At 31.1% G+C, this 12,109-nt stretch carries 12 protein-coding genes; 5 read left to right on the top strand and 7 right to left on the bottom strand.

Features of this window, described 5'->3' with window-relative positions:
- Positions 1-6 precede the first annotated feature (6 nt).
- The 5 genes from GFV00_RS04175 to GFV00_RS04155 all read right to left on the bottom strand — a co-directional run bounded on the left by GFV00_RS04175 (position 7) and on the right by GFV00_RS04155 (position 6,452).
- A complete protein-coding gene (locus GFV00_RS04175) occupies positions 7-294 on the bottom strand; it encodes a chaperone modulator CbpM (protein ID WP_160557102.1) in 288 nt (95 codons plus the stop codon).
- Positions 295-307: 13 nt separating this feature from the next.
- A complete protein-coding gene (locus GFV00_RS04170) occupies positions 308-1,219 on the bottom strand; it encodes a DnaJ C-terminal domain-containing protein (protein ID WP_160557103.1) in 912 nt (303 codons plus the stop codon).
- 373 nt (positions 1,220-1,592) lie between these two features.
- Positions 1,593-3,212, bottom strand: coding sequence for an aldehyde dehydrogenase family protein (locus GFV00_RS04165; protein WP_160557104.1), 1,620 nt, complete (start codon positions 3,210-3,212; stop codon positions 1,593-1,595).
- Positions 3,213-3,564: 352 nt separating this feature from the next.
- On the bottom strand, positions 3,565-5,232 hold the full coding sequence (locus GFV00_RS04160) for an amino acid permease (protein ID WP_160557105.1): 1,668 nt from the start codon (positions 5,230-5,232) through the stop codon (positions 3,565-3,567).
- A 686-nt stretch (positions 5,233-5,918) separates the two neighbouring features.
- A complete protein-coding gene (locus GFV00_RS04155) occupies positions 5,919-6,452 on the bottom strand; it encodes a DUF4136 domain-containing protein (RefSeq protein ID WP_160557106.1) in 534 nt (177 codons plus the stop codon).
- Between the two features lie 252 nt (positions 6,453-6,704).
- On the opposite strand from GFV00_RS04155, the gene GFV00_RS04150 reads away from it, so the two are divergent.
- From GFV00_RS04150 to GFV00_RS04135, 4 genes are read left to right on the top strand one after another with little or no spacing between them, the layout of a single operon-like run.
- Positions 6,705-7,148 carry a BT0820 family HAD-type phosphatase gene (locus GFV00_RS04150; protein ID WP_160557107.1) on the top strand — a complete coding sequence of 148 codons (444 nt, stop codon included), beginning with the start codon at positions 6,705-6,707 and terminating at the stop codon, positions 7,146-7,148.
- On the top strand, positions 7,145-7,963 hold the full coding sequence (map, locus tag GFV00_RS04145) for a type I methionyl aminopeptidase (RefSeq protein WP_160557108.1): 819 nt from the start codon (positions 7,145-7,147) through the stop codon (positions 7,961-7,963). The genes GFV00_RS04150 and map overlap by 4 nt, the downstream gene beginning before the upstream one ends.
- Positions 7,964-7,971: 8 nt before the next feature.
- Positions 7,972-8,739 (top strand): class I SAM-dependent methyltransferase, encoded by a 768-nt coding sequence (locus tag GFV00_RS04140; protein ID WP_160557109.1) that lies wholly within the window; start codon positions 7,972-7,974, stop codon positions 8,737-8,739.
- Between the two features lie 45 nt (positions 8,740-8,784).
- Positions 8,785-9,333, top strand: a complete 549-nt coding sequence (locus GFV00_RS04135; RefSeq protein WP_160557110.1) for an RNA methyltransferase — start codon at positions 8,785-8,787, stop codon at positions 9,331-9,333.
- 67 nt (positions 9,334-9,400) lie between these two features.
- Here GFV00_RS04135 and GFV00_RS04130 read toward each other — a convergent pair whose 3' ends face one another.
- On the bottom strand, positions 9,401-10,372 hold the full coding sequence (locus tag GFV00_RS04130) for a deoxyhypusine synthase family protein (RefSeq protein WP_105298079.1): 972 nt from the start codon (positions 10,370-10,372) through the stop codon (positions 9,401-9,403).
- Positions 10,373-10,400: 28 nt separating this feature from the next.
- Complete coding sequence (locus tag GFV00_RS04125; protein ID WP_160557111.1) at positions 10,401-11,474, bottom strand: hypothetical protein; 1,074 nt, start codon at positions 11,472-11,474, stop codon at positions 10,401-10,403.
- Between the two features lie 158 nt (positions 11,475-11,632).
- Between GFV00_RS04125 and GFV00_RS04120 the strand changes: the two genes are divergently transcribed.
- Positions 11,633-12,106 (top strand): Lrp/AsnC ligand binding domain-containing protein, encoded by a 474-nt coding sequence (locus GFV00_RS04120; protein WP_160541906.1) that lies wholly within the window; start codon positions 11,633-11,635, stop codon positions 12,104-12,106.
- Positions 12,107-12,109: the final 3 nt, after the last annotated feature.

The raw sequence follows: 12,109 nt of genomic DNA, 5'->3' as shown, positions 1-12,109 counted from the left end.
TTTTATTTATTCATAAAATTCAAGCCTGTTTTTAAGTTCGGTCATTTCAAGTTGGAGTTTACGTATTTTAAAAAGTAAATTTTTTACAGCATCAATTCCTGCAAGGTTTATATCCATGTCATAAAACATTCTGGAATAAGATTCCAAATCGGAAAGAATATCAAAAGGAATGTATTTTATTTCCTCCTTTTGAACGGTATGGATAATACCCAAATTTTCTAAATCCTCAATAAATGATACATCTACATTATAATGTATGGAATATTCTTCTATAGTTATCAAATCATTTTTCATGTATCAGATAATTTTATGATTCTGCTAATTGTTTAAATAAATTTTTTTGCTTTTCAGAAAGATGAGTAGGTATTTTTACTTGGTAAATCACGAATAAATCTCCATGTTCTCCTTCTTTTTTATACACAGGAAATCCTTTACCTTTCAATCGCACTTTAGTTCCATTTTGTGTACCCGGACTCACTTTGAGTTTAACTTTACCATCCAGAGTATCAACGGTTATTTCTCCCCCTAAAACAGCTGTATAAAGGTCTACTTCTGCAGTAGTGGTTAAATCATTATGTAATCTTTTAAATTTAGGATCTTCCAAAAGATTAAAAGTAATATATAAATCTCCGTTAGGCCCTCCATTTGCACCCTGGCCCCCTTGACCTTTCAATTTTATTTGCTGACCATTAGAGATGCCTGCAGGAATGGTAATACGTATTTGTTTACCGTTGACGTTAAGAGTCTGTTTATGTGTGGTTGCTGCGTCTCGCAAGGAAAGACGTAATTCTGTGGTATAATCTTGCCCTTTAAATTGAGAACTTCTTCGATGAGTTCTACCGGTTCTTCCACCAAAAAGATCACTAAAAAAATCAGAAAAACCTTCCGTACCAAAACCTTGGGAAAAACCTTCAAAAGGATTACCGGAATTGTCATAATAGTATTGACCGCCACCGCCTCCTTGTTGTTGACGTGCTTGTTCAAATTGTTCTGCATGTTTCCAATTTTCGCCGTATTGATCATACTTCTTACGTTTTTCGGGATCGCCCAAAACTTCATTAGCTTCATTAATCTGCTGAAATTTTACATTAGCTTCTTTATCATTAGGATTTAAATCCGGATGGTACTTTCGGGCTAATTTTCGGTATGCCTTTTTGATATCATCCTGAGAAGCATTTTTACTTAATCCTAAAACTTTATAATAATCAATATATGCCATATAGTGTAAGTCAAATTTTTTATATTCGTGGATATTTCGTGTATAATGTATCGGTACAAATTCTAAACCAAAGTACACTTTGTCATATATTTATCTGATATATGCTGTATAACCTCAATATTTAAAACTTTTACTAAACTAATTATAAATCTAACAGAGTAAAAAATATTGTTAACTAAAACGGAGTCCCGCATTTGAAAAGATAAATAAGAGGTAAGAGGAAATGATCGATTAATGAAATAAATTTTTAAATGTAAGAATTTCTCTTTTTTATAAAGCTTAGCATACTTCATAAAAAAATAAAACCATCTATACGAAGATAGATGGTTCCATTTTATAAAATAATTGATATTATAAGATAAAAAACCTCAAATTAGCTTAATCTTGAAGATTTACCACTCTTTATAACAGAGTCAATCAAATTGTCATTTGATTTAGTATCCTTAGTAGCTACAACAGAGTCGATAGATAGGGCATATAAAGCATCAATGGTTGATAGAGTACCTAAAGCTGAATTTTTTCTACCGTTAAAAGGAAGCGTATCAGGTCCACGTTGACATTGAGCATTAATATTGATTCTACCTACTTGACAACATAGGGCATCAACAAGATATGATACAGTATCTTCATCATTACTGAAGATGGCTGCTTGTTGACCTTTAGTTGAATTGGTAATATAGCTAATCGGAGTTTCAAGATCGTCAAAAGGAACTATCGGAATGATAGGAGCAAATTGCTCATTATTATATAATAGATTCATTTTCTCATTAGCCGGATAAATTACAGTTGGGCTAACTAATGAATTTAAAATTTGTCCTCCTCCATTTTCTTTATTAATAATTTCACCGTTATTTTCTAAAGCTTCATCAATACATTTTTGAACATATAGAGGTTTATCCGGCTCAGCTAACGGAGTAATGGTTACATTATCTTCCCATGGCATTCCCACTTTCAATTTAGAAATTTCCTCAGTGAATTTTTTATTGAATTCATCAGCAATTGAAGAATGTACAAATAGTATTTTTAAAGCCGTACATCTTTGTCCGTTGAAAGAAAAAGTACCCAAAATAGCTTCTTTAACCGCTAAATCGATATCAGCAGTTTTGTCTATAATAGCTGCATTTTTAGCGTCTAATCCTAATACGGAATGAAGACTGTTTGCATTAGGATGTTCTTTAATCATTCCATTTACTACTTTACTGGATCCGATAAATGCTAATACATTAATTTTACCTGATTGCATTAAAGTAGGAATAACATCTTTACCTCTGCCGTATAAAGTATTGATAACCCCTGCAGGAAAACATTCTTTAAATGCATTTAATAGAGGTTCAAACAATAATGTACCACGACGCGGTGGTTTGAACAATACGGTGTTACCCATTAATAAAGCAGGTATCAAAGTCGCAAAAGTCTCATTTAACGGATAATTGTAAGGGCCCATACAAAGGACAACTCCGTAAGGAGATTTTTTAACCTGAGCAACCACCCCTTCATCTGTTTTTGTACGAGATGAATTTATATCTAATTCTTTCAGAGCTTCAATAGAACATTTTATTGCATCAACCGTTCTGTCGAATTCTTTTTCGGAGTCTTTATAGCTTTTACAAATTTCCCAAACTAGTAATTTTACTACTTTTTCTCTTTGCTCAACCATTTTAACGATGAAATTTTCCATCGCAGAGATTCTTTGAGAAACAGACATAGACGGCCATTCTCCTCTTCCTCCGTTAAAAGCTTTTAAAGCAGCCTGTAAGGCTTTTTCAGCTTCTTTAGAAGTACAGATTGGATAGCTGCCTAATTTAGTTTGTACTAACTCATCTGTAGAGTTTGAACGGGTATAAATAGGAGAATAAACTTCTTGAAATGGACCTTCCCATTCAATAAATTCTCCATCGATCAATACTCTTTTCTGAGAGATTTCGTTTTGAAGTCGAAAATGTTCAGGAATTTCATTTTCTTTTGGAAAAAAATTTATTAAGTTCTGATTCATAATACTTAATTATATTTATTGAGCAAGAAAAAATTTACTTTCAAGCTAATTAGCGTTTGCAAAGATAATAAGTTTATTTTTTTTCGTCATGATTATTTTTAGATTCATATGAAAGAAATAAAATAAATATTGAAATTAAAAGAAACTTTATTTTCTAAAGTATTGATGGATAATTATATATAGTTAATTGAAACAAAAATATCTTTTAGCATATTTTAATTGTTTGTATCCAAAATTTATATTGGAAAGACGCAAAATTTTATGAAAATGAAAATATTTAAGATTAATATAATTTATTTAATACAAAATTATTTGTAGATAAAATTAGTATAGTATAAATAATTTAAAATAATTAATGATTATGAGAAGTTTGAATTAATTTTTCGAGTTTACTGTTTTTCCTTCCATATAAGAAGTAAATTGATAATCCGATCAATAGCCATAATATAAACATTCCCCAATTAGACCATCCTAATTCCGTCATTAAATATAAATTAAACAAAATACCGAGAATAGGTATTAGCGAAAATTTATATTTGAATGCACCTAAAGATAAACCGAACCAGATAATCCAAAAAATAGCTAATAAAGGTTTATCGGCAAGGATTTCCTTATAATTGGTTTGGGATAAGAACAAAATGATTGCCAAACAAAAAGATAAAGGAATTAAATATTGACCGTTGATATAAATTAATTTAAATTTTGCTTGATGAGAAAGACCTTTGTTATCTAAATATAAAACTCCGGAACAAACTAAAATAAAAGCGAAAAAAGTTCCCACACTTGTCAAATCCACAACCAACTGCATATCCAGGAACATAGCAGGTATTCCCACAAAGAAACCGGCAATAATAGTTGCAAATCCGGGGGTATGATATTTTTTATGAATAGTACCAAAAGGCTTCCACAATAAACCGTCTCGACTCATGGTCATCCATATTCTCGGTTGTCCGATCTGGTAAACAAGAATGGCTCCTGTCATGGCGATTACCGCACTCACGGAAATGATTCCGGCTATAAAATTTATTCCTATTTTATTGAAAACATACGCCAACGGGTCATCAACGCGTAATTCTTTATAATTAACCATACCGGTCAATATTAATGCAATTGAAGCATATAAAACGGTACAAATTATAATACAATATAGCATGGCGCGTGGCAAATCCCTTTGTGGATTTTTAGCTTCTTCAGCTGTAGTTGATATAGAATCAAACCCGATAAAAGAAAAAAATACGGCAGCCACTCCTCCCATAACTCCTCCTAAACCATTAGGAAAGAAAGGCGACCAATTATCCGGTTTTATATAAAATACACCAATTAAAATAATGCCTATAATTACAGATAATTTAATCCAAACTAAAGCATTACTTACACGGGTAGATTCTTTAATTCCTACGTACGCCAGGGTGGTAACTAATAAGGTAATTAATCCCGCCGGTAAATTAAATATTATTTTTATGTTGGCAATTTCCGGAGCAGATTTATATATTTCCAATAATTTAAGATCATTTTGAGATAGACTTTGAGGATGTGTAAGATATTCAAGATAAGCTCTGTGAGCATTCCAATAATCAATGGAAAGCCAATCAGGCCAATGAATGCCAAAACCTTGCAACATAGAGACAAAATATCCCGACCAAGAGATTGCGATCACCATGTTTGATACAGCATATTCAAGTATTAAAGCCCACCCAATAGTCCAAGCAAATATTTCACCTAAAGAAACATAAGCATAAGTATAAGCGCTGCCGCTCACCGGAATCATTGAAGCAAATTGCGCATAACATAATGCGGTAAAAATACAAGCAACAGCCACTAAGATAAAGAGTAATGAAATGGCGGGTCCTCCTTCATAAGAGGCTCTTCCGATGGTACTGAAAATGCCGGCGCCTATAATCGCAGCAATTCCAAAAAAAGTTAAATCCTTTACAGTTAATACTCTGCTTAATTCAGATTTTTGTGTTGTATCCTGTAAATCAGAAATATTTTTTTTACGAAAAAATGTGTTAAAATTCATTCCGGCTTTTTTGAATTTTTAAATAAGGGAAATGATATCAAGTGCAAAAGTATAAATATCTTTTAATTCTTGTTTAAATATTGAATAGTTTTTACAAATGTTCATAAAAAAATAATGATTTAGCTAGTTTAAAATTATCTCATTTATTATTAAAATAAATAGTAAATGAAACACATAGTAAATCATCAGAAGTGTATTTTTTTTTTAAAGAAATTATGAACAAATAATGAGTCGATACTTTGGAAGAAGTTTTGCAATTGTTACCGTAAAGCATCAATATTGTACTAAATTTTGTGGCAATAAGTGTAGCGTTCTTACTTATAGTGAGAGGTTTTCATATCCCTATTGACTTAGATAAACCATTTTTCATTCATTATGTCACTTTGGCAGATAGGGTAAATATTTAAAAACTTGAAAGAGTAAAGATTTTTTGGGGAATTTATTTGGGTACTTAATTTCCTACAAAAGTTTTATGGATTAAATTACTAAAAAGTCTCATTAATAAATTTAGAGTAAAAATTTTTTTGCAACAAATTTAAGAGGATGATCTCGTTAAGCAAAGGATGTTAATTTCTGGATAAAGATCTCAAAAATAATTTATTAGTAAAAAATAAAATAATTTAGGTTAGATAAATAATTAAAGCCTCAAAATTTATATTTTGAGGCTTTAGATGAGTTTATCCTTTTTAATAATATGAGTTATTTTTCTTTTTAGGCGGATAATAATTAAATATTTTTTGAATGGCTTTATTTATTTGTTCGTCTTTATTTTTGATATTACCAACATCAAAACCATCAACCATACCCTCCCAAACTAGAATATTTTTTTTAGAATCCACTAAATGAAACGTTAATTTACCTTCACGAGTTTCATAAACTGTGCTGGAAGGAGCCCAATAATATCCCCATCCCCACGGGCCGTTCCAATATGGATCATTATCAACATTAATTACTTTTTTTGATGAAGCAAGAACATTTACGATCAAATCTCCGTCGGCACTTTCGGTTAATCCCTTGCTTTTTAATTGATCCTCTAAAGCACGGATGATACGACTTTTATCAATATCATTCAATTTTAATTTATCGATACCCTGTTGATAAATGGTAAATGATTTATAATTTGAAAAATCAACCGTTTTGTCAAAATCATAGGAAGTAGTTAATGCACAGCTGGAAAGTAAGATGCAAAAAGCAGTCATAACTAAAAGTTTTAATTTCATAGACCTTTATTTTTTTAATTAATATTTCAGAACTAAAAATTTTCTCATCTAATATTATACCAAAAATTATAAAAATTATAACCGAATTTATTATAAAAGATTTCTTAAATTATTTCAGGCTAATATCCAAGTGGATAACATAAAATTTATTGATTAAAAACTTGTAAATTTGGAAAATTAATGACAATTTAGAACAGTAATTTGAACACTAAACTTAAAAGAGTAAACAGAACTAACTTGTAGTATAATTATATGAATAATAAGATAATAGCTATTGATTTTGATGGAACAATTGTAGAAGATAAATATCCGGAAATTGGTAGACCGATGATTTTTGCTTTTGAAACTATGAAAAGACTTCAAAAAAAAGGTTATAGACTGATTTTGTGGACTTATAGATATGGAGATAGATTGAATGAAGCAATAGAATTTTGCAAAAAAAATGGAATTGAATTTTATTCAGTTAATTCAAATTTTGAGGGGGAAATATTTGAAAGTGAAAATCAGAGTAGAAAAATAAATGCCGACTATTTCATAGATGACAGGAATTTAGGCGGATTTCCCGGTTGGGGAGAAGTTTACGAAATTATAAAGGAAAAGATAGAATTTGGAGTAGAGGGAAGACAAATATTAGTTTATTCAAAAAGAAAACATAAAAATAAGAGAGGTTTTTTTTCAAGAATTTTTAAATTATGATACAATTAAAAACAAAAGAAGAAATTGAATTGATGTACGAAAGCGCTCAATTAGTTTCTAAAACTTTGGGAGTACTGGCTAAAGAAGTTAAACCCGGAGTGACTACCTTACACTTAGATAAAATTGCTGAAGAATATATACGAGATCACGGTGCTATTCCCGGTTTTTTAGGATTGTATGACTTTCCTAATACTTTATGTATGTCTCCTAATGAACAAGTGGTTCACGGTATACCTAATAATAAACCGCTCGAAGATGGAGATATAATTTCCATTGATTGTGGAGCATTAAAAAATGGATTTTATGGAGATCAAGCGTATACATTTTCTGTAGGAAGCATTGATCCTGAAGTTGATAAAATGATGCGAATTACTAAACAAAGCTTATATGCAGGAATAAAAAAATGCAAAGCAGGAAATAGAATAGGGGACATAAGTTTTGCGATTCAATTAATTTGTGAAAATGCAGGATATGGAGTAGTACGCGAATTAGTAGGTCATGGTTTAGGTAAAGAAATGCATGAAGATCCGCAAGTTCCTAATTATGGAAGAAAAGGCAATGGTCCGAAAATAGAAGAAGGATTAGTAATAGCAATTGAACCGATGGTCAATTTAGGTACTTATAAAGTTAAATTCCATAACGACGGATGGACAGTCACCACGCGGGATAACAAACCCTCTTGTCATTTTGAACACGATGTTGCAGTAGTAGATGGAGAGCCAAAACTGCTTTCAACCTATAAATACATATATAATGCTTTAGGCATTACTTCCAATGAAGAAGATGAATTTTTATACCAACCCGTGCAGAATTAATTTAGTTAATGAAGCAAGTATTTAAGTTTTTTTTGAATTTAATACCTAGACCGATTCTTATTAAATTCAGCTATTTCTTTGCTCCTTTTTTTGCGTGGTTTTACAAAGGAGATCAATTTGTAGACCCAATAGATGGTAAAAAATACCGAAAATTTTTGCCGTACGGTTACGGTAAACCTAGAAATAATGCTTTAGCACCGGGGACATTATCTCTTGAAAGACATAGGCTAATGTGGTTGTATTTGCTAAAAGATACTGATTTTTTTTCAGCTAATTTAAAAGTTTTAAGTATAGCTCCGGAGCAATGCTTCCTAAAAAGGTTTAAAAAATTAAAAAATTTAGAGTATACAACAGCTGATCTTTATTCTCCTATTGTAGATGTTAAAGCGGATATTTTGAACCTGCCTTTTAAAGATAATGAATTTGATGTGATTTTTTGCAATCATGTTTTGGAACATATAGAAGATGATCGTAAAGCAATGTCAGAATTATACAGGGTGATGAAACCGGGAGGATGGGGAATTTTTCAAGTGCCTATGAGATATGGATCTGACAAAACATACGAAGATTTCTCTATCATAGACAAAGAAGAAAGAAAAAAACATTTCGGACAATATGATCATGTGAGATGGTATGGGTTGGATTATTTTGAACGTTTAGAAAACGCGGGGTTTCAAGTAGAGCAAGTAAAGTATTATGAAACTTTACCCGAAAGTGAAATGGAAAAATACGCATTATCGAAAAATGAAATTTTACCGGTAGTAAGGAAAAGGTAAAAAAATATATGTAACTCCTAAAAATCAATCAACATTACTGAAAATATGCAGCAACAGGAAAAAGTAGAGAAATTAAAATTAGAATCATTAAACAGAAAATCCCTTGAAGATTATAAAGAAAGTGAAAAAATTCCCGTGATAGTATTGCTGGATCAAGTTCGTTCCATGCATAATGTAGGATCGGTTTTCAGAACCTCAGATGCTTTTGCTATAGAGAAAATTTATTTATGCGGAATTACGCCTTGCCCTCCTCATCGTGAAATCCAAAAAACAGCCTTGGGAGCTACGGAAAGCGTTGGATGGGAACATCAGGAAAATATAAGTGAATTAATAACTAACTTAAAAAACGAAGGATATATTATTGTAGGAGTTGAACAAGTGAAAGGAAGCATTTTATTACAAGATTATCCAATAAATAAGGAACAAAAGTATGTTCTAATTTTCGGAAACGAAGTTGAAGGGATCAGTGATTCTATTCTCCATTTAATAGATATTTTTATTGAGATCCCTCAATCTGGAACAAAACACTCTTTAAATGTAAGCGTTTGTGCCGGAATAGTTCTTTGGGAATGGTATCGTAATCTTTTAAGATAGTATTAAAAAAAAGTTCGGAACTAAAATTCCGAACTTTTTTATAGTATAAATTAATAATTTTATCTTACTACATTTCGAGAATATAAGCAAAAACTAACGGAGCTACAATAGTTGCATCACTCTCAATAATAAATTTAGGAGTATCAATATCTAACTTTCCCCAGGTTATTTTTTCATTGGGAACAGCCCCCGAATAAGAGCCATAGCTTGTAGTTGAGTCAGATATCTGACAGAAATAGCTCCAGAACGGAACATCTTCCCACTCTAAATCTTGATACATCATAGGAACTACACAAATAGGAAAATCTCCGGATATTCCTCCGGCTATTTGGAAAAATCCTACACCTTTACCTTCGGAATTGTTTCGATACCATTCGGTTAAATATATCATATATTCAATACCGCTTTTCATGGTTGAAGCTTTTAAATTTCCTTTAATCACATTAGCAGCAAAAATATTACCCATAGTACTGTCTTCCCAACCTGGAACTACAATAGGTAAGTTTTTTTCAGCAGCGGCCAACATCCAACTGTCTTTTGGGTCTATTTCGTAATATTGTTCCAATACTCCCGAACGAAGCATTTGATACATATATTCATGAGGAAAATATCTTTCTCCTTTATCGTCTGCATCTTTCCATATTTTTTCAATATGTTGTTGAATACGTCGAAAAGCTTCTTCTTCCGGAATGCACGTATCAGTAACGCGATTTAAATGATTTTCAAGCAATTCCCATTCTTGTTGAGGAGTTAGGTCGCGATATTCAGGAATTCTCTTGTAGTGGGAATGAGCCACCAAATTCATGATATCTTCCTCTAAATTAGCTCCCGTACAAGAAATAATGGATACCTTATCTTGGCGAATCATTTCAGCCAAAATTTTTCCTAATTCAGCGGTACTCATGGCACCTCCCATAGTAATCATCATCTTACCCCCATCTTTAAGATGAGCTACATAACCTTTAGCAGCATCTACTAAGGTTGCAGAATTGAAATGTAAAAAATATTTTTCAATAAATTCCGAAATAGGTTTATTCATTGTAAATTCTAATTTTTATTTTAAATTATTAAACATTTTTTTCTTTTTTTTCAGGAAAAGTTAATGAAAGCAATACTGAAATTAAAAGTACTCCTGCCACAACTCCTAAAGAAACTATGGATGAAATATGTATAAAAGGAGCTACCAACATTTTAACTCCTATAAAACTTAAGATCACAGCCAATCCATATTTTAATTTACTGAACATATACATAAAATTAGCCAGTAAAAAGTAAAGAGATCGCAAACCTAAAATGGCAAATATATTAGAGGTATATAATATAAATGGATCATTGGGTGCAATAGCAAAAATAGCAGGTATGGAGTCCACTGCAAAAATTAAATCAGTAAATTCAATGATAACTAGAGCAGTAAATAAAGGGGTTGCCATTTTAATCCCATTTTTAACTGTAAAAAATTTACTTCCGTCTAATTCATCAGATACTTTAAAAAACCGTTTTACAAAACGAGCACCTAAACTCTCATTTAGATTTTTTTTGTCGGAGTTGTCATCCTCTTTGGATGTCCAAGAATGGATACCGGCATATATAAGGAAGAATCCAAAAATAGTTAAAATTATATTAGGTCTGAAAAACAGCATTTGACTATAATCGGCATGTTCCGCACTTTGTTGGTCTAAAATAAAATGAAAATTTCCAATAGAAAAAGGAGGAAGATAGGTTTTATTAATCATTTCTACACCTAAGAAAATAAATACGGCACGGAAAGCCAAGGCACCAATAATACCCCAAAATAAAATTTTATGTTGATATTCTTTCGGGATTTTAAAAAATCCAAAAACCATTATAAATACAAAAAGATTGTCAACGGATAAGGCTTTTTCTATCCAATAAGCAGACTGAAATTGAGAGAATTTTTCAAGGGCGAATTTTGATCCATCCGCTCCTTTAAAAACAAAATAAATAATCCCACTGAAAATCATGGCTAATGATATCCAAACTACCGACCATATCGCAGCTTCCTTATTAGAAACAGCATGAGATTTTTTATTGAGAATTCCTAAGTCAAGAAGTAACATAATAATAATCGAAACCGCGAATATGGTAATTAATCCGGGATGATTAAGCATATTGTCCTGCATGTACAGCTATTTAAAATTATTAATCCCAAAGGTACTTATTTTTAAATACAAGGGCAAAAAGTAAGAATAATTTAAATCTTGTAGAAATTGTTAAAAATATAAAAGATAAAATATAAAATTGTATAATATTAATTTAGTATTTGTAATTTTACCGAAAAATGAGAATATCAGATATACATACAGTAGAATTAGACGGTATCGATAAAATCATTTTAAAAGCATTAATGGAAAATTCGAAAATACCGGTTTCAACAATAGCAAAACAGGTAGGAGTTTCATCCACAGCAATTCATCAACGAATTAAGAAACTGGAAGCAGCAAAAATCATAGAAGATCCGGTTACCCCTTTAAATTATAAATTATTAGGATATAAAACTACCGCTTATGTCGGTATTTTTCTTGAAAAATCGGCTCAATACAAAGAAGCCATTAAAAGCATGATGCAAATTCCTGAAATTATCGAAGCACATTTTACAACAGGAAATTATGCTATCTTCATCAAAATATTATGTAAAGATAATGATCATCTCATGTCGGTTTTAAGAAATGAGATACAAAATATAAAGGGAATTGAAAGGACTGAAACCATTATTTCTTTAGAACAAAGTATTTCACGACAAATTATACCCTAAAAA

The sequence above is a fragment of the Apibacter sp. B3935 genome, from assembly GCF_009827705.1.
GTDB lineage: Bacteria > Bacteroidota > Bacteroidia > Flavobacteriales > Weeksellaceae > Apibacter.
This window is presented reverse-complemented; position numbering and strand designations above follow the sequence as displayed.